20 protein-coding genes are annotated in these 16,964 nt (G+C 54.0%); all 20 read right to left on the minus strand.

Translation table 11 applies throughout. The annotated features are described in order from the left end of the window. Positions 1–35: 35 nt before the first annotated feature. The 20 genes from folD to EDD53_RS07320 all read right to left on the minus strand — a co-directional run bounded on the left by folD (position 36) and on the right by EDD53_RS07320 (position 16,935). Complete coding sequence (gene folD, locus EDD53_RS07225) at positions 36–938, minus strand: bifunctional methylenetetrahydrofolate dehydrogenase/methenyltetrahydrofolate cyclohydrolase FolD (RefSeq protein ID WP_123792568.1); 903 nt, start codon at positions 936–938, stop codon at positions 36–38. 171 nt (positions 939–1,109) lie between these two features. Then, the gene (gene ftsH / locus EDD53_RS07230; protein WP_123792569.1) at positions 1,110–3,044 is read right to left on the minus strand and encodes an ATP-dependent zinc metalloprotease FtsH; all 1,935 of its coding nucleotides are present in this window, start codon (positions 3,042–3,044) and stop codon (positions 1,110–1,112) included. An 80-nt stretch (positions 3,045–3,124) separates the two neighbouring features. Further along, entirely contained in the window at positions 3,125–4,420 is a 1,296-nt protein-coding gene (gene tilS, locus EDD53_RS07235; protein ID WP_123792570.1) for a tRNA lysidine(34) synthetase TilS, read from the minus strand. A gap of 124 nt (positions 4,421–4,544) precedes the next feature. Beyond that, complete coding sequence (ybgF, locus tag EDD53_RS07240; RefSeq protein ID WP_246002287.1) at positions 4,545–5,387, minus strand: tol-pal system protein YbgF; 843 nt, start codon at positions 5,385–5,387, stop codon at positions 4,545–4,547. Between the two features lie 29 nt (positions 5,388–5,416). Continuing rightward, positions 5,417–5,971 carry a peptidoglycan-associated lipoprotein Pal gene (gene pal, locus EDD53_RS07245; protein WP_123792571.1) on the minus strand — a complete coding sequence of 185 codons (555 nt, stop codon included), beginning with the start codon at positions 5,969–5,971 and terminating at the stop codon, positions 5,417–5,419. 84 nt (positions 5,972–6,055) lie between these two features. After that, positions 6,056–7,408 carry a Tol-Pal system beta propeller repeat protein TolB gene (tolB, locus tag EDD53_RS07250; RefSeq protein ID WP_123792572.1) on the minus strand — a complete coding sequence of 451 codons (1,353 nt, stop codon included), beginning with the start codon at positions 7,406–7,408 and terminating at the stop codon, positions 6,056–6,058. Then, positions 7,405–8,526 carry an energy transducer TonB gene (locus EDD53_RS07255; protein ID WP_123792573.1) on the minus strand — a complete coding sequence of 374 codons (1,122 nt, stop codon included), beginning with the start codon at positions 8,524–8,526 and terminating at the stop codon, positions 7,405–7,407. The genes tolB and EDD53_RS07255 overlap by 4 nt, the downstream gene beginning before the upstream one ends. 10 nt (positions 8,527–8,536) lie before the next feature. Next, entirely contained in the window at positions 8,537–9,022 is a 486-nt protein-coding gene (gene tolR, locus EDD53_RS07260) for a protein TolR (protein ID WP_123792574.1), read from the minus strand. 3 nt (positions 9,023–9,025) lie between these two features. Further along, on the minus strand, positions 9,026–9,721 hold the full coding sequence (gene tolQ / locus EDD53_RS07265; RefSeq protein ID WP_123792575.1) for a protein TolQ: 696 nt from the start codon (positions 9,719–9,721) through the stop codon (positions 9,026–9,028). Between the two features lie 148 nt (positions 9,722–9,869). Next, a complete protein-coding gene (gene ybgC, locus EDD53_RS07270; protein ID WP_123792576.1) occupies positions 9,870–10,259 on the minus strand; it encodes a tol-pal system-associated acyl-CoA thioesterase in 390 nt (129 codons plus the stop codon). 64 nt (positions 10,260–10,323) lie between these two features. Next, positions 10,324–10,965, minus strand: coding sequence for a hypothetical protein (locus EDD53_RS07275; RefSeq protein ID WP_123792577.1), 642 nt, complete (start codon positions 10,963–10,965; stop codon positions 10,324–10,326). A 219-nt stretch (positions 10,966–11,184) separates the two neighbouring features. Further along, entirely contained in the window at positions 11,185–11,667 is a 483-nt protein-coding gene (locus EDD53_RS07280) for a VOC family protein (RefSeq protein WP_123792578.1), read from the minus strand. After that, the gene (locus EDD53_RS07285; RefSeq protein ID WP_123792579.1) at positions 11,664–12,083 is read right to left on the minus strand and encodes a VOC family protein; all 420 of its coding nucleotides are present in this window, start codon (positions 12,081–12,083) and stop codon (positions 11,664–11,666) included. Before EDD53_RS07285 ends, EDD53_RS07280 begins: the two co-directional genes overlap by 4 nt. Before the next feature lie 95 nt (positions 12,084–12,178). Further along, on the minus strand, positions 12,179–12,646 hold the full coding sequence (locus EDD53_RS07290; protein ID WP_123792580.1) for an SRPBCC family protein: 468 nt from the start codon (positions 12,644–12,646) through the stop codon (positions 12,179–12,181). Continuing rightward, the gene (locus tag EDD53_RS07295; protein ID WP_123792581.1) at positions 12,643–12,984 is read right to left on the minus strand and encodes an ArsR/SmtB family transcription factor; all 342 of its coding nucleotides are present in this window, start codon (positions 12,982–12,984) and stop codon (positions 12,643–12,645) included. The genes EDD53_RS07290 and EDD53_RS07295 overlap by 4 nt, the downstream gene beginning before the upstream one ends. A 139-nt stretch (positions 12,985–13,123) precedes the next feature. Beyond that, positions 13,124–14,167: a Holliday junction branch migration DNA helicase RuvB gene (ruvB, locus tag EDD53_RS07300; protein ID WP_123792582.1), complete on the minus strand. Its 1,044-nt coding sequence runs from the start codon at positions 14,165–14,167 to the stop codon at positions 13,124–13,126. Positions 14,168–14,170: 3 nt separating this feature from the next. Then, the gene (gene ruvA / locus EDD53_RS07305; RefSeq protein WP_123792583.1) at positions 14,171–14,857 is read right to left on the minus strand and encodes a Holliday junction branch migration protein RuvA; all 687 of its coding nucleotides are present in this window, start codon (positions 14,855–14,857) and stop codon (positions 14,171–14,173) included. Continuing rightward, complete coding sequence (gene ruvC / locus EDD53_RS07310; protein ID WP_123792584.1) at positions 14,854–15,426, minus strand: crossover junction endodeoxyribonuclease RuvC; 573 nt, start codon at positions 15,424–15,426, stop codon at positions 14,854–14,856. The genes ruvA and ruvC overlap by 4 nt, the downstream gene beginning before the upstream one ends. Positions 15,427–15,612: 186 nt before the next feature. After that, positions 15,613–15,960: a hypothetical protein gene (locus EDD53_RS07315; protein WP_123792585.1), complete on the minus strand. Its 348-nt coding sequence runs from the start codon at positions 15,958–15,960 to the stop codon at positions 15,613–15,615. A gap of 102 nt (positions 15,961–16,062) precedes the next feature. Beyond that, a complete protein-coding gene (locus EDD53_RS07320) occupies positions 16,063–16,935 on the minus strand; it encodes a 50S ribosomal protein L11 methyltransferase (protein WP_123792586.1) in 873 nt (290 codons plus the stop codon). Between the last annotated feature and the right edge of the window lie 29 nt (positions 16,936–16,964).

The raw sequence follows: 16,964 nt of genomic DNA on the forward strand, positions 1-16,964 counted from the left end.
CGTTTGCGCCATGACTTTGATGCAAAGCCTAAGAATCACGCTGTCAGGCCTTCGGGTTCTGCTAAGCCGTTTGCGCGACAGCACGCCGTCACTGTGTTTGCCAAAAGACAGGCAATGGTCATGGGCCCAACACCACCTGGCACAGGGGTGATAGCGCCTGCGACCTTGGCCGCGCCAGCATAGTCCACATCGCCCACAAGGCGCATTTTACCCTCGCCACGTTCAGGGGCTGGAATGCGATTAATGCCCACGTCGATCACTGTGGCCCCCGATTTGATCCAATCGCCTTTGATCATTTCAGCACGGCCAACTGCGGCCACGACGATATCAGCACCGCGCACGACCTCTTCGATATTTGCGGTGCGCGAATGGGCAATGGTCACCGTGCAGCTATCGCGCAGCAAAAGCTGAGCCACTGGTTTCCCCACAAGATTGGACCGTCCGATCACAACTGCGTTTTTGCCAGACAGATCGCCCAGTTGTTCGCGCAACAACATTAAGCAGCCCAAAGGTGTGCAGCTGACCATCGCGCGTTGACCGCTTGCCAAAAGCCCAGCGTTCAAGACATGTAGGCCGTCAACATCTTTAGCTGGATCAATACGGGCGACGATATCGCGCTCTGACAAATGGTCTGGCACAGGGAATTGACACAGAATGCCGTGGACGGCAGGATCGGCGTTCAGCCTGTCGATGAGCGCGTAAAGATCAGCTTCGGATGTATCCGCAGGCAGCTTGTGCTCATAAGAATTCATACCCACTTCGATGGTGGATTTGTTTTTGTTGCGCACATAAACTTCTGATGCGGGGTCTTGGCCCACAAGGATCACAGCCAATCCAGGTGTGATGTTGTGCACTTCTTTCAAGCGCGCCACATGGGCTGCGATTTTTTCGCGCATTGTGCCCGCAAAGGCTTTTCCATCAATCACTTGGGCTGTCATCACTGTCTCCTGCGAAAAGAACGAAGCGGCGCACGCGCGCTGCATTTGAGGGGCGTTTAGCATGGGGCGTGGATTTTAGAAAGTCTGACATCACACAAGTTGCGCCCCGATATTAAAAAAGCCGCCCCCAATGACTGGGAGCGGCTTTTAATACTGTGACACAGGCGACGCTTATGCGTCTTTATCCGCCTCGTCTTCATCGGGTTTCACGTCTTCGTCTTTGACGATTTCAACCTTGCGTTTGCGCGTTTTAGGCACGGCCATCAAAGATGGTTTATCCGCGTCTTTCGCGTCTTCGGCCTCTTCATCCACATGGGGCAGTTCACCTGCCATCACGCGTTTGATTTCATCACCTGTGAGTGTTTCATATTCCAACAAGCCCTGCGCCAGACGTTCAAAGGCCTCAGTGTTGTCGGTCAAGATTTTATAAGCTGTATCGTAGCCATCTTGAATGAACTGACGCACTTCGTCCTCGACCAATTCTTTGGTCGCAGCAGACATAGACAAACCACTTGTGTTGCCTTGATATCCTTCATGGGCTTCAGCGTAATCGATGTTGCCGATCTTGTCTGACATGCCCCAACGCAGGATCATCGCACGCGCCAAACTAGACGCCTGTTGAATATCACCTGCAGGCCCGTTGGACACTTGATCTTCACCATATTTGAAAATCTCAGCCGCTTTACCCGCCATGGTCATGGCCAAACGCTGATGACATTCATCTTTGAACATATTCAAGCGATCCATTTCAGGCAGGCTCATCACCATGCCCAAAGCGCCGCCGCGTGGAATGATTGTCGCTTTGTAGACAGGATCACATTTCGGCAAAGTGATGCCGACAATAGCGTGACCTGCTTCGTGGTAGGCTGTCATTTCTTTTTGCTCGGGCGTCATCACCATTGAGCGGCGTTCTGCGCCCATCATGACTTTGTCTTTCGCAGATTCGAAATCAATCATCGTCACCACATTACGGCCCACACGGGCGGCCATCAAAGCGGCTTCGTTCACAAGGTTGGCGAGATCAGCACCCGAAAAGCCCGGCGTACCGCGCGCGATGATGCGCAGATCAACCGCAGGCCCGAGCGGGATTTTACGCGCATGCACGCCCAAAATCTTTTCACGACCTTTGATATCTGGATTTGGCACGGTGACTTGGCGGTCAAAACGACCTGGACGCAGCAAAGCGGGGTCAAGCACGTCACGACGGTTGGTCGCGGCGACAATGATCACGCCTTCGTTGGCTTCAAAGCCATCCATTTCAACAAGCAATTGGTTGAGTGTCTGTTCGCGTTCGTCATTGCCGCCGCCGTAACCTGCGCCACGGGCACGGCCCACGGCATCGATTTCATCGATAAAGACAATACATGGCGCGTTCTTCTTGGCCTGTTCAAACATGTCGCGCACACGAGATGCACCGACACCAACGAACATTTCAACAAAATCAGACCCTGAGATGGTGAAGAATGGCACGCCAGCTTCGCCCGCAATCGCACGCGCCAGCAAGGTTTTACCCGTACCGGGAGGACCAACAAGCAATGCGCCTTTTGGAATTTTACCGCCCAAGCGGGAATATTTTTGCGGGTTGCGCAAGAACTCTACGATTTCTTCGAGCTCTTCTTTGGCCTCATCGATGCCAGCCACATCATCAAATGTCACGCGTCCGGATTTTTCGGTCAACAGCTTGGCTTTCGATTTGCCAAAGCCCATCGCGCCGCCTTTGCCGCCGCCTTGCATGCGGTTCATGAAGAAGATCCAAACCCCGATGATAAGAACGAAAGGCAAGAAGGTGATCAGCAAGGATTGGAAACCACTTTGACGCTGCGCTTTACCTTTAACGGTGACATCTTTTTCAACCAAGGTACGCGCCAAAGCATCATCGCCTGGGTTAATCGCGTAAAGTTCGGTGCCATCGGATAAAGTGTAGGTCACCTTCTCGCCGTTGATGTAGACGGAATTGACATTGCCTGCGTCAACGCTGGTCATAAATTCGGAATAATCTCGTTCATCTGATGCAGATGTGGTTTGATTGCCGCCGATAACATTAAACAGCGCAACAACCAGCATCAACAGAACCAGCCAAAACGCAAGATTTCGTGCATTACCCAAAGTGAGGTCTCCTCGAAAATTCAGACTCAGCGCGGGGGCGCTAAGCGGTTGCCCTTAAAATAGGGATCAGCGGGGTAAGTTCAATGCGATAAAAGAGAAGTATACACCTGTCCACGCGGGTGGATCAATTTTGCACTGGTCAAAATCTTAGGTTGACCCTGTGGAACCTGCGGATCAGCCAAGGGAGCGCTAACTAATTTATCGCCTAAAAACACCGCAGGCGTGGACTTTAAGCTCTCTCTAGGTAGATTTTTACCCGTCTGCGTGTCCAATTGTTGCATTCCGTCCTCGCCCAAAGCACGCACCAAGTAGTCTTGCGTTTTGTCGCAGGTAATTTGCCAACGCCCGTCCCAAATGTCGTCGATTGTGCAAATTTCATCAGCAACAGCCGAAAATTCCCGCGATAAACGCATTTCACTCGCCCCATCAACCTGCCGAACAGTCAGGCGCACGCCGTGCAATGTCGCGTTTTTGCCGCGTAAAATGGCTGACATGAATTCTTGCAGCTTCATACCGCGCGGACCGTAATCCGACGATGAAATCCATTTCAGGAGATGTGAAATCAGACGACGGTTCACCTCTGGCGCGCCATGAGCAAAGGCTTTGCGATCTAAAATCAGGTCGCCGTGATCTTCGCTCACACAGTCAATCGCGTGATCATGAGTTGCGACATCCAATGCAGATTGCACCTGAGATAGATGATCCATCACACGCCCGACCACATGCGCATCAATGCCCAAATCACTCAAAGCCGCCATTGCTTTACGCGCTTTGACACGGTCAAATGCTTCGTCGTCATTGCTTGGGTCGTCGATCCAAGGTTGGCGAAGATCGCGCAAATATTGCCGCAACTCGAACCGTTCTTGCATCAACAAAGGGCGCACCCAAGTGATGTCATGGGACAAACGCCTGCGCTGCATGCCTGTCAAACCATCGATGCCCGAAGCACGCGCTAGGCGCATAAAAAAGGTTTCAGCTTGATCGTCAGCCGTGTGACCCAAAGCGATGGTCGTGATGTCTTCCGTTTTGGCCCAATCGGCCATCAGGGCGTATCGGGCACGGCGTGCAGCGTCTTGTAGATTGCCTGTGCCCGTCCAGCCTGTCCAGTGCAGTGTCTTATGCTTTACGCCCAGTTTTTCACAGGTTTCCGCAACGAACTCTGCTTCGTGCTTGGCCTCTGAACGCAGCCCGTGATCAACCGTAACGGCATATAAATAAACGTTATTTTCAGCAGCCCAATCCACCATAAGGTGCAAAAGCGCCATTGAATCGCCGCCCCCTGAGACAGCCACGCCAACGCGGCTAGGCTTGTCAAAAGTGAATGCAGAGGCAAAGAAATGCTTTAGCATGGCGCTGTTGGAATTTTGGTCAGTCATGGCACCGATATGAGCGAAATATTTTGGTCAATCAAGGCGCTGGTCGTGCCAATACCTATTCGCGCTAAAGTTGTTGCGCGCAGGCCAGCTTTCTGCCCTACGCGGTTTTGTCTGGTGGGCGTAACTATTGGCAGCCCAACGACTGACGCGCAGCCTGTGCTTCGGAGGCTTCTGGGGCCCCAGCAAAACGGTTGCCAACTTCACTCAGCATAACACACCCTTTGTCGATGTGACCCAATGAAGCCATAGAACTACCAAGGCGCAGCAAAGCTGCGGGGGCGCGCTGGCCTTCTTGCGACACATTGAAGCTATCCAAATATGATTTAGCAGCCTCTGAGGTTTGACCCAATTGGCTAAGTGCTTCGCCGCGCATGAAATGTGCTTCCGCTGTCAAAAAGCCGCCTGTGTAATTTTGCGCAAATGTGCCAAATAAATCAGCCGCTTGTTGATAAGTACCCGCGTCGTAGGCTGCCTTGGCAGCATCAAAATCGGATTGTTCGGCTTCGGCCAATTGGCCGCCACCTTCCATCGGGGCTTGCGAGCCAGGGCCAACAGCAATGACATCAGTTGCGCCATTTTCAGGCGCCCCACCGATAGGTTCAAGCACTGGAAGATTGGCGATATCACAGCCTGCTTCCAGATCACATAGGCGGAAATTAATATCATCCAATTGGCGCGTGCCGTCATCGACAATACGCCCGATACGGAATTCTAGCTGTTCCAATTTGGAAATCAGCTTGGTCAAGCTGGCTTCCATCGTGTCGACACGTTCCAATGTAGACGCCCCCGCGAATGCGGTATTTGGCGCACCGGTGGTGGAAAGTTCACGTTTCAGTTTGACAATTTCCACCGACAAAATAGCCGCCTCTTGACGGATATCTGCCAATGTCTGCGCGTCTTGTGCTTGTGCCGCTTGGCCAAAAGCCAAACCTAAAGCCACAACACTCGTCATCAAAATACGTTTCATTCCACCACCCTTTACCATGATATCAAACCTTAGCTTACGCCTGCGCCAGCCGCCAACACTGTCACTGCGCGACGGTTTTGGGCGTAACATGCTTCGCTTGAACAGACTTCAATCGGGCGTTCTTTGCCGTATGTGATTGGTTTCAAACGTGATGGGTTGATCCCTTGGGAAATCAGGTAATCTTGCACCGCGGCGGCACGGCGGCTGCCAAGCGCAAGGTTGTATTCCCGTGTGCCTTGTTCATCGGCGTGGCCTTCGATGATCGCTGTGTAGCCTGGATTGGCCAAAAGCCACTGGGCTTGTTGCGCCAAAACAGCACGACCGTTATCGTTCAATGTTGATTGGTCAACCAAGAACAACACGCGGTCGCCAATGGTTTGGTTAAAGTAGGCTACAGATGTCGGATCGTTGGCTGAACCTGCGATAATCCCGCCATTTGCCCCTGCGCCTGCGCCCATCGCGCCTGCATCTGATCCACCAAAGCGATCAGGGTTGGTGCAGGCTGTCAAAGCCAATGCAGATACCAAAATGAGGGCTTTGACGCCGTTTGCGCTACGCCGTTTTGTCGAATGTGTTTGTGTCATATGTCTCTCCTGTGCGGAAAATCTAGCTGCTCGTTTTTCTTAGTATAGCATCCAAGACCCAGATTGGGGAATGCTGCAAGTATTCTATTTCAACAAAGGCGACCATGCGGGATCAGAAGCGCCTGAATTGGTTGGCAGACGGCGCAGGTTGCGCCCTGAAATATCAACCGAATAAAGCGCGGACTCGCCTGATGCGCCTTGAGTTTCACGTGTGAACATCACAACACGGCCATTGGGGGCCCATGTGGGGCCTTCATCCAAAAACGATGCCGTCAGCAAGCGTTCCTCGGACCCATCGGTGCGCATCACGCCGATATGGAAACGCCCATTGGCCTGTTTGGTAAAGGCAATCAAATCACCACGCGGCGACCAAACGGGCGTGCCATAACGCCCATCGCCAAAGGAAATCCTCTGCGCATCACCGCCAGACGCGGACATCATATAAAGCTGTTGCGTTCCAGAACGGTCACTTTCAAAAACAATCTTGGACCCATCAGGCGAAAATGAAGGGGCCGTTTCAATCGCGGGCGTATTGGTCAAGCGTGCCACCTGCCCAGATGCAATATCCATACGGTAGAGATCAGTGTTGGCCCCTGTCGACACTGAATAGACAACTGAGTTGCCGTCAGGCGAAAAGCGCGGTGCGAAAGACATGCTTTCGGTCGGCACTGGCAATTGGCGGCGCGTCACTGTGCCCACATCCAACATCATAATTTGCGGGAAACCACTTTCGTAAGAGGTGTACAAAACCCGATCACCTGTGGGTGAAAACCGTGGTGCCAAAACGATTGAGGCATCATCTGTCAGGTACTGAAGATTTGCACCATCATAATCCATTACAGCCAAACGCTTTTTGCGCGCCTGTTTTGAGCCTGATTCAGAAACGAACACAACGCGACTGTCGAAATAAGCGCCCTCGCCCGTGATGCGGCTGTAAACAACATCCGCCACTTTATGCGCGATGCGGCGCCAGCTTGAAGTCGATCCACCGAGCTGCAACCCTTCGCCCAATGGACCGTCTGAGAACACATCAAACACACGGAACTTTACGGACAGATTGCCAGCTGCATCAACGCTGACAGCCCCTGTCACCAAACCTTGCACATTGATGGCTTTCCAGTCGGCGTATTGCACGGGGCTGTCAAAGGAGGTCACGTTTGAAATATACGCACTTTCAGGGACTTCACGAAACAGACCAGTGCCCACCAGATCGGCGGCGATCACATCTGATATTTGCTTAGCAAATTCAGCAGCCTGCGCAGACTGCGCGATAAAATCAGGCACAGCAACAGGCAAGGGTTCGATCACACCTTGGGTGATGTCGATCCGCAAGGGCCCTGTATCTTGCGCGGCGGCACTTGTAAAAGCACCTAACGACAAAAGCCCCACCAAGAACGTGGCAGCACAGGTTTTGGCTAATCCAGAGAAACGTGTCATTTGAACCTCATTTGTTCGGGATCGAATGTCATCTCGATCGAGCTCCACTGATCAAATTTGTCAGCAGGAAGCGGGAAGCCGCGTTTGCCGCAGATGATAATCGCACGGCGCGCGGTTTGAAAAGCTTGTTCTGCGGCGGCTGAAGACCCGCCAGAAGAACTTAGAAGTTTAAGAGACCCCGCTTGCGGCGTCCCGTCAGGGTTCATCGACAGGCCAACAGTCACAGTCGTGCGCTGCGCTTCGGTCGACATTGATCCTGTGTTCCAACATTGTGACACAGCCACACGCAAAGCATCTTTTTCGCCAGCACTTAAGGGCGGACCAGCAGGGCGTGATGGCGCAGCAGGCGTGCCTGATACTGATTCCGCCGCCAATGCCGCAGCGGCATCTGCGGCTGCCTTGGCGGCCGCATCCGCATTTCTTTGCGCTTGATCGTCGGCCTGTTGCGCGGCGTCTTCTTGTGCTTTTTGCTCGGCCACTTGACGCGCGGCTGCAGCTGGGCGTGACTTTGGCCGTGGCGATTGCGTCATTCCTGATGGGGTTTCCGCTTCGGTCACGATTTCGGTCACAGCCTCTTGCGGTGCTGCGGCGGGTTCCTCAGGCACAGGTTCGGCTGCAGGGGCTGCATCAGGTGATGTTTCTGGCACCACTTGATCTGCGATCTCAGGTGTTTTTTCAGGGTTCACCACAGCTTCAGGGGCGATGCGCGGCACGGGGCGCGGTGTCGGGCGCTGCCCTGCGATGTCAGGCAGTCCTGCGCCTGGATCTTCGAGCGAAATTTCGGGATCAGGGCTGGGCGCTAGATTGGGCGCTGGTGTAACGTCAACCTCGGGAGCAGGCTCGGCTGGCGCAGGTGGTGCCGCGGCAGGTTCGCTCGGCGCAGGCGGTGTAGGTTCTGGCGTGGATACTTCAGGGGCTGTCACTTCTGGGGCCTCATTGGGCACCTCAGGTGAGGTTTCAACGCGGCTCAGTGAGGCGAAATCAGATTCTGATATCAACGAGACTTCTTGCGTGTGCACAGGTTCGCTGTCTTTGGGAGACAAGAAAAACCCGCCCAGCAAAACATAGGCAACCAAGCCCAGATGGGCCCCAGCCGAAATATATTGACCCGTATTCACGCGTTGCGCCTCAGTTATCCGTGCTAACGCTAGAGCCGTCCAAACGTGGACCGCCCTGCTCTGTCACAAGGCCGATATTGCGAAAACCGCCCGCATTCAAAGCGCCCATGACTTGCACAACGCGTTCATAAGGGATCGATCCGTCTGCGCGCAAAAACACTTTGTCATCGTCGCGTTCAGCTGCGATGGCTTGCAGCTTTGTGACCAGATTGTCTTGGTCTTCTTCATTTTCCATCAGCAAGACACGGCCATCTGCTGTCAGCGTGATTGACAACGGATCTTCGGATTCTTGGGGCAAAGCTGTGGCGGCTGTCTCAGGCAGCTCAACGGGGACGCCAACGGTCATCATAGGGGCTGCGACCATAAAAATGATCAAAAGCACCAGCATCACATCAACAAAGGGCGTCACGTTGATTTCACTCATCGCGGCCGAATGACCGCGACGACGACCACGCCGTCCGCCGCCAGATTTGCCTTTAACGACACCTGCACCCATGGCTCAAGCGTCCAATTCGCGCGACAAGATCGTAGAGAACTCATCAGCAAAGGCTTCGTATCCGCCTAGAATCTGATCACTGTCTGACGATAGTTTATTGTAGAACACAACCGCGGGGATCGCCGCCAAGAGGCCCAAAGCCGTGGCGAGCAACGCTTCGGCAATACCTGGAGCAACAACGGCCAAGTTGGTGGATTGCGCCAAGGCGATATCTTCGAATGCTGTTTTAATACCCCAGACAGTCCCGAACAGGCCGATGAAAGGTCCAGTGGACCCCACGGTAGCGAGCCAAGACAACTGGCTGTTCATGTGTTCTGCTTCTTTTGAAATAGCCACATCCATAGACCGATCAATTCGTGCACCAGCGCCAGCGATCAAGCCGCCATCGGCGCGGTGTGATCTACGCCATTCGGTCATACCCGCCACGAACACACGTTCGGGGGCACTCGCAGGCGCACCTGCGATTTTATCAAACAATTCATCCAAAGGCTCACCAGACCAAAAAGCCTGATCAAACACAGCGGCACTGGCGCGCGCTTTACGGTAAGCAATATGTTTTTGTATGATGATGGACCACGACCAAAAGGACGCGAAGATCAGCATCAGCATAACGATTTTAACGGTGAAGGTCGCCTTCATAAAAAGCGCCAAAAAGGAGAAATCAATCTCCTGCGCCATCGCAAGGGTTGTTTGTTCCATAGCCTGCTCTTTTCGCCTGTGTCGCTGTCTCGCGACTTGTTGTTATCTCATGATTTACCTCATGAGCAGGGGGCACGCCAACACTTACATGTGATAGCCCCGTGATTTACGGGGTAAATCGACCAAATTACGGCTGTTTACCGCGTTTTCAGTGCAGTTTTCGGCGAATAATTGCTGGTAGGCGTGTCGGTTGCCCCGTGTCAGAGAGTGCCACAAGCGTGACCTGCGATTGAAACACCACTTCACCACCGCGTTTGACGACCTGATTCAACACGATACGCACGCCCGTCATGGCTTCGACATCGGTTTCGACGGTCAATTCGTCGTCAAATTTCGCGGGTGCCAGATAGTCAGCTTCGATGCGGCGCACAGCAAACACGATGCCTTCATCGGCCTTCAGCGCCACCTGATCTATCCCCGCAGCACGCACCCATTCCGTACGCGCACGTTCAATGAATTTTAGGTAGTTGGCATAGTAAACGATGCCCGCAAGATCGGTGTCTTCGTAGTAAACATGAACAGGAAACGTGTGAGACATGCATGGGCTCCGATAGTATCAATTTTGATCAAGCTATGGGGCAAAGATCACAAGCGCAAGACAGTTAGCCTGCAATCAAACGCGCATAAAGCCGCAGCGCATGGGATGTATCGCGCGCAGAACTCGGCAGCACCCGATCATATGACGCACGCAGAACATTCGCCACATCAGGGCGGATCACGGCACCGCTTTCGGTTTGTGCCAGCGGGCTGTCTTGGGTGAACACCGTGTCAGACCACAACAACAAAGCCTGCGTTGCCTGCGATAGCGCGATGACATCCGCAGGCACCTCGTCCATTGCGCCGCCCATCCGCACGAATGTGAAACAGGCCTTGATTGCGCCATCATCATCGAAACGAAATGCGCGATATTGATGCGCATTGCGGTCGATCAAGGTGGCCACGCGGCTTTCCAGATCGGGGATCATATCGCCCATATTGGGCACATCCAACAGCTCTTTCCAATCCGAGAAAAAGAACATCATCAGGTTGGACCCCAGCTCAGGATCAGTCTCGGAAATCTCGGCACCAGCAATAACAACGGCGGTTTCTATCGCGCCCTTGATGACCGACATTGACGCGTCTGTGACCCCAAAAACCACCGGCGCAATCGGCCGCCCCCAGCGCGCAAACACGTAATCGCCACTCGCGCGGGTAAAATAAGCTTCAACAGCTTCGGGGGTGTAATCTATGGTGTCTTCGGTCATGGCATATCTCCAACGCGTTGTGCCTCTTTTTGTCAAAACCGTGCAAGATGTCCAGCCCTCGGTCGCAAGGCAACCTTTGGAACCTTATGGCCGCCGCGCCTGATTTGATATGGATGACCGCTGTGCGGACGTTGCTGCCGTTTGCCGCATTCGCGCCAAAGTCTGCTTACAGCAGAGTCTTTTAGGCGAAAGCGACCCGCCTTGGTGGACATGCTGGAGCTACTTGTCCCGTAAAGCTTCTTCGATTTTGGCCACGTCAATCTTGCCCATCTGCATCATCGCCTCAAACGCACGTTGCGCCGGATCCCCGCCGGCGGCTAAAGCAGCGATCAACACACGCGGCGTAATTTGCCAAGAAACTCCCCATTTGTCCTTGCACCAGCCGCAGGCACTTGCTTGCCCGTCGTTGTCGACGATTGCATTCCAGTAGCGGTCAGTTTCGGCCTGATCGTCCGTGGCTATCTGAAATGAAAACGCCTCATCCTGTTTGAATGCTGGCCCGCCGTTCAGGCCGATACAGGGCACTCCCGCGACGGTGAACTGAACGGTCAAAACGTCACCAGCCTTGCCCGAAGGATAGTCGGTAGGCGCGAAATTCACCGCCGTGACTTCGCTGTCAGGAAAAACAGTGGCGTAAAACCTTGCGGCAGCCTCTGCGTCTTTGTCATACCAGATGCAGATGGTGTTTTTGGCGGTCGTCATGATATTGCTTCCTGTTCGCCAACCGCAGCCATATCCATCCACATGCATTCCCATACATGCCCATCCGGATCGGCAAAGCTGCGGCTATACATCCATCCGTAATCCTGTTTGGCGTTGACATCTGGTGCGCCATCAAATGCTGCTGCTGCGTCCACTACTGTATCAACGGCAGCTATATCATCGAAAGAAATCGCTAAAAGCACTTCGCTTGACGTTGCAGGCGGTATTGGGCGCTTGGAGAACGTGCGCCATTTGTCATGGGTCAGCAACATTACAAAGATTGCCTCGCTCCAAACCATACAAGCCGCTGTATCATCGGTAAATTGCGGATTATTCTCAAACCCGATAGCTTGATAGAATGCCATCGCCTTTGGCAAATCGGTTACCGGCAGATTTACGAAAATCATCTTTGGCATTGTAGCGTCCTTTCCGTGCAGCCGAATACGGAGCTGCTGTTAAAGTACCTCGGTTTAGCGACCAAAGCGGTCTTAGATGCGATGTCCGCTGTCGGTCACTTGAGTGACTGAGCGTAATCCTCTAGCTGCGTCGCGACAGTGCCCCAGCCGTCATAAAACCCCATATCTTCATGGGTCTGACGGGCTTCAGGCGAGCGGTGACGGGCGGTCGCGGTGTAGATGGTGCCGCCCTTGCCATCGTTTGCAAATTCGACAATCGCGGTCATGAACGGATCAGCAGCGGGCTTCCAGCCCTCGCTGTAGGTGTCGGTGAAGACAAGTCGCTCACCGTCCACGACTTCGAGGTAAACGCCGTTGTTTTCCATGACGTTGCCCGCGACATTCATCGTTGTGTTGAATTTGCCGCCAACACGCAGGTCGATTTCGCAAGCGTCTATTCCATGCGGTTTTGGCACAAAGAAGTGTTTGATGTGTTCTGGCGTTGTCCAGCATTCCCAAAGCAGCGAACGTGGCGCGTTCAGTGTGCGGGTAAAGGTCAGATCGGTCTTCGGGTCGAGTTTCATTTGTTGCGCTCCTGCATGAGGTTCTTAATGTAATCGTCAAAGCGGTCGAGCCGTCCTTCCCAAGTCGTGCTTTGCTCGCTTAGCCAATCTTTGGCTGGTGTGAACGCATCGGGAGACAACTCGCATATCCGCGTCCGCCCTTCCTTCTTCGACGTGATGAGGTTTGCCGCTTCAAGTTTCTTCAGGTGCTCCATGAAGGACGGCAGCGCCATGTCGTGCGGCTCGGCCAACTCGCTCACGGACGCTTCACCACGCGCAAGGCGTTGCAGGATCATGCGTCGGGTCGGATCACCAAGCGCAGAGAAACAAAGATCAAGGTGCGATTCATACTTAGACATATCCCTAAGTAACATTTCGGGAGTATGCGATCAAGACATTTAGGGAAAAGCCTAACTGATAGAGTAGCCGCCGCGCTTCACCACGCAGCGTCAGTCACTCTGGGCTCAGTGGCGCCGCTGGCTGCACTGGTCCCCGTCCCTACTTGCCAAACAGCTCCGTTTGATCTGGTTTCTTTGGCGGCGTCAGGCCTAGGTGCTGCCATGTTTTTTGCGTCAGCATCCGACCACGCGGTGTGCGTTGGATCAGGCCCTGCTGAAGGAGGTAAGGCTCGATCACGTCTTCGATCGCGTCGCGGCTTTCGGACAAAGCGGCGGCGAGCGTTTCGACCCCAACAGGTCCGCCTTGGTAGTTTTCGGCGATCAGCATCAAGTAACGTCTGTCGGCGCCATCAAGCCCCAGATGATCCACGCCCAAACGCGTCAGGGCATTGTCGGCAATGGCATGTGTGATACGACCGTCGCCCTCAACTACGGCAAAGTCCAGAACACGGCGCAGCAAGCGACCTGCGATGCGCGGTGTGCCACGCGCGCGTTTGGCGATTTCATGGGCACCCGCATCGTCAGCAGGCACACCCAACATACGCGCGCCGCGTGTGACGATCTCGTGCAGCTCATCTGTGGTGTAAAATTGCAGCCGCGTGGGAATGCCGAAACGATCCCGCAAAGGCGTGCTGAGCAGCCCCATACGCGTGGTCGCGCCCACCAGCGTGAAGGGTTGTAATTCGATGCGCACGGTGCGCGCGGCGGGGCCTTCGCCGATGACAAGATCCAGCTCGAAATCCTCCATCGCGGGATAGAGAACCTCTTCGACAACAGGGTTCATGCGGTGGATTTCGTCGATGAACAAGACATCGCGGGCTTCCAAATTGGTCAAGATCGCCGCCAAATCACCCGCACGGGCCAAAACTGGCCCTGAAGTCATTTTGAAATTGACGCCAAGCTCACGCGCCATGATCTGCGCCAGTGTGGTTTTGCCCAAACCCGGCGGGCCGTAGAACAGCACATGGTCCATGGTTTCTTCGCGTTTGCGCGCGGATTCGATAAAGATACGCAAGTTAGCGCGTGCTTCGTGTTGGCCGATAAATTCGTCCAGCACTTGCGGGCGCAAGGCACGATCCGCATCTTGGGGCTGGCGCTCCCCGCGCAGAGTATCGTCGGGCTCAATCGGATCAAATTCGTCCATCTATCAATCCTTTGGCGCGAGCAGTTTAAGGGCAGCGCGGATCAGGGTTGATGTGTCCGCATCGGGGGCATCCATGGCCGATTGTGCCACAGCGCCCGCCGCATCAGAAGGACTATATCCTAGGTTTTGCAAAGCGGACAGGGCTTCGGATTCGGCAGCTGCATTGGCTTTGGCAGCGGGTTTTGCTTTGGCGGATTTGCGCGGCGCTTGGGGCGTTGCAGCCTCGATCACTTCAGCGGCATCGGCCGCATCCAAAGTTTCGGGCAAAGCGCCGCCCATGGCCATGACTTTCGGCGCTTTGTCTTTCAGCTCCATTGTCACGCGTTGCGCCGTTTTGGGCCCCACGCCAGGGGCAGCTTTGATCGCGTTCCAATCGCCCAGCGCCACGGCGCGCCCTGTGGCTTCTGCGCCAAGCGTGCCCAAAATAGCCATGGCGGCTTTCGCGCCGATACCTTGGACTGAAATTAACAAACGATACCATTCTTTTTCAAACAAAGAGGTAAAACCGAACAGCTGCATATTGTCCTCGCGCACCAACATATCGGTGTACAACGCCACAGGTTCGCCCGCGCGCGGCATGGCCATACGGGTGCGTTCAGAGACGAAAACGATGTACCCCACGCCGCGTACATCGATCATCGCGTGATCTGTGCCGATGTAGTCAACAATGCCTGTGAGTTTGCCGATCATGCGCTTGCCCCTTTGGGTGTGGTTTTGCGGGCCCCATATTTGGGGGCTGCGGGCTTTCTTGGACGTCCCGCTTTTTGGATCGCATCAGCAAGACGTGCGCCAGATTGGGCGTGGTGCGAGTGACAAATGGCGATAGCCAAAGCATCAACAGCATCAGCGCCCGCCAATTTTGCGCCGGGCAATTGCAGTTTGATCATGTGTTCCACTTGCTGCTTGGCCGCATGCCCCACGCCGACGACGGCTTTTTTCACCGCATTGGGCGCGTATTCCCCGATGGGCAGGCCAAATTGCGCAGGCACAAGCAAAGCAACAGCCCGCGCTTGGCCGAGTTTCAAAGTGGCGACGGCGTCTTTGTTGACAAAGGTTTGCTCGACTGCGGCACAGGTCGGCTGATGGGTATGAACGACATCGGCAAGCTGATCGAACAAAGACAATAAGCGGATCGCCAGATCATCACTGGCCAAAGAATGACAGATACCATTGGCCACATGGGTGATACGCGGCCCAGAAACATCAATGATGCCCCAGCCCATATTGCGAAGTCCGGGGTCTATTCCCAATACGCGCATGTTAATCCTGCTCTTGTTTTCGTTTTCTTTACGGTTAGCACGAAACAAGAACATTGCAAACACATATGCCGATATACCGCCAAAGCGTGAAAAAACCCGCACCTATGCAGATGCGGGTTCCTACGTGGACAGATCAAAAGCAGCGCAAGGGGAAACAAGCGGCAGATGATCTAAAATTTGGTATCGTCAAATCCCGAAGGATTTAACCTGTTTTGCAGCCCATAGAGTTGCGGGGCCTGCTTCCATCACCCAAGCGCCTGCGCGCTCGACTGGAGAACCTTCAGCCAGTTCTTGAACATGCTGTCCATAAGTGCTGGCGCCGAGGACAATAACGAGCCCAACTTTGAATATCATCAGACCCAGTAGCGAAAGGAACATGCCTTTCACAGGAAAGCGTGGACCGCGACGCCGTGGGCGCGCGATGATCAAACCGTCATGGTTAACTGAAAAGATCGCACCCTTAGCCATCGCACGCCGCTTAACGTCGATCCGCGTCAATCTTTTTTCTAATTGCTGTGCACCCAGATAGGCCATGGCAACACCCTCATACCGGCCCCCACCAGTGAGCTATTTATCGCGCCGAAATGTGGCGAGAATGGGGCAATAAGGGCATAACCAAGGTTTTTGTGACTATTTTTAGGCGGATTTTTCCAATGTCAGCGTTGACCAGTCAACAATCTCTTCGTGGTGAATAAGATTGAACCCATTTCGTGTATAAACGTCGATCACTTCTGATGCCTGAGGATTGAGAATGCCAGACAGAATCACCGCACCACCTGTTTTGGTATGTGCGGCAACATCAGGGGCAAGTGCCACAAGCGGACCTTTTAGGATATTGGCAAACACCAAATCAAAGGGCGCTTTGGCTTCAAGAACTTCATGGCTAAAGCCTGCGGCCTCTAAACAGATCACCTGATCGCCCAATCCATTTGCGTCCACATTGCTTTGCGCGACAGCCACTGCGACTTCATCAATGTCAGATGCATAGGCGGGCGTATCGTTCACTTTTGCAGCCGCCATCGCCAAGACCGCAGTCCCGCAGCCGATGTCCGCAACATTTTCATAAGTGCCACCATTTGTCAGCAAGCGGTCAAAGGCGCGCAAGCATCCCAGTGTCGTGCCGTGGTGCCCCGTGCCAAAAGCCATCGCAGCTTCGATCAGCAAGCCGATCTTGTCATCTGGCAGTTTATCCGCATCGTGAGACCCATAGACAAAGAACCGCCCTGCCTCGACAGGCGCAAGATCGCGGCGCACTTTTGCCACCCAATCTGTGTCAGGCAGCTCTGAAATGATAAAATCTTTGGCATCATTGGCAGCCGCGATCAAAGCCAAACCAACAGCATCGGGCTTTTCGGTGAAATAAGCCCCTACTTCCCACAGACCTGAACCGTCTTCGATTTCGAAAACCCCCACCCCAGTTGGTTCAGGGATGACGTTTTCCAACAAAGCGCTGATGGCTTCTGCGGGCAGACGGCCTGTTGTTTTGGTAAAAGCAGTAAATGTGGGCATGGCGTGGTTCCTAAATATGTTGCCTTGCC

The organism is Pacificibacter maritimus (genome assembly GCF_003814915.1).
GTDB lineage: Bacteria > Pseudomonadota > Alphaproteobacteria > Rhodobacterales > Rhodobacteraceae > Celeribacter > Celeribacter maritimus.

What these genes read in the sequence shown, in the direction of transcription:
- folD (WP_123792568.1), bottom strand. Translation starts at nt 938, where the DNA reads ATGACAGCCCAAGTGATTGATGGAAAAGCCTTTGCGGGCACAATGCGC.
- tilS (WP_123792570.1), bottom strand. Translation starts at nt 4,420, where the DNA reads ATGACTGACCAAAATTCCAACAGCGCCATGCTAAAGCATTTCTTTGCC.
- ybgF (WP_246002287.1), bottom strand. Translation starts at nt 5,387, where the DNA reads ATGAAACGTATTTTGATGACGAGTGTTGTGGCTTTAGGTTTGGCTTTT.
- pal (WP_123792571.1), bottom strand. Translation starts at nt 5,971, where the DNA reads ATGACACAAACACATTCGACAAAACGGCGTAGCGCAAACGGCGTCAAA.
- tolB (WP_123792572.1), bottom strand. Translation starts at nt 7,408, where the DNA reads ATGACACGTTTCTCTGGATTAGCCAAAACCTGTGCTGCCACGTTCTTG.
- tolR (WP_123792574.1), bottom strand. Translation starts at nt 9,022, where the DNA reads ATGGGTGCAGGTGTCGTTAAAGGCAAATCTGGCGGCGGACGGCGTGGT.
- tolQ (WP_123792575.1), bottom strand. Translation starts at nt 9,721, where the DNA reads ATGGAACAAACAACCCTTGCGATGGCGCAGGAGATTGATTTCTCCTTT.
- ybgC (WP_123792576.1), bottom strand. Translation starts at nt 10,259, where the DNA reads ATGTCTCACACGTTTCCTGTTCATGTTTACTACGAAGACACCGATCTT.
- EDD53_RS07275 (WP_123792577.1), bottom strand. Translation starts at nt 10,965, where the DNA reads ATGACCGAAGACACCATAGATTACACCCCCGAAGCTGTTGAAGCTTAT.
- EDD53_RS07280 (WP_123792578.1), bottom strand. Translation starts at nt 11,667, where the DNA reads ATGACGACCGCCAAAAACACCATCTGCATCTGGTATGACAAAGACGCA.
- EDD53_RS07285 (WP_123792579.1), bottom strand. Translation starts at nt 12,083, where the DNA reads ATGCCAAAGATGATTTTCGTAAATCTGCCGGTAACCGATTTGCCAAAG.
- EDD53_RS07290 (WP_123792580.1), bottom strand. Translation starts at nt 12,646, where the DNA reads ATGAAACTCGACCCGAAGACCGATCTGACCTTTACCCGCACACTGAAC.
- EDD53_RS07295 (WP_123792581.1), bottom strand. Translation starts at nt 12,984, where the DNA reads ATGTCTAAGTATGAATCGCACCTTGATCTTTGTTTCTCTGCGCTTGGT.
- ruvB (WP_123792582.1), bottom strand. Translation starts at nt 14,167, where the DNA reads ATGGACGAATTTGATCCGATTGAGCCCGACGATACTCTGCGCGGGGAG.
- ruvA (WP_123792583.1), bottom strand. Translation starts at nt 14,857, where the DNA reads ATGATCGGCAAACTCACAGGCATTGTTGACTACATCGGCACAGATCAC.
- ruvC (WP_123792584.1), bottom strand. Translation starts at nt 15,426, where the DNA reads ATGCGCGTATTGGGAATAGACCCCGGACTTCGCAATATGGGCTGGGGC.
- EDD53_RS07315 (WP_123792585.1), bottom strand. Translation starts at nt 15,960, where the DNA reads ATGGCCTATCTGGGTGCACAGCAATTAGAAAAAAGATTGACGCGGATC.
- EDD53_RS07320 (WP_123792586.1), bottom strand. Translation starts at nt 16,935, where the DNA reads ATGCCCACATTTACTGCTTTTACCAAAACAACAGGCCGTCTGCCCGCA.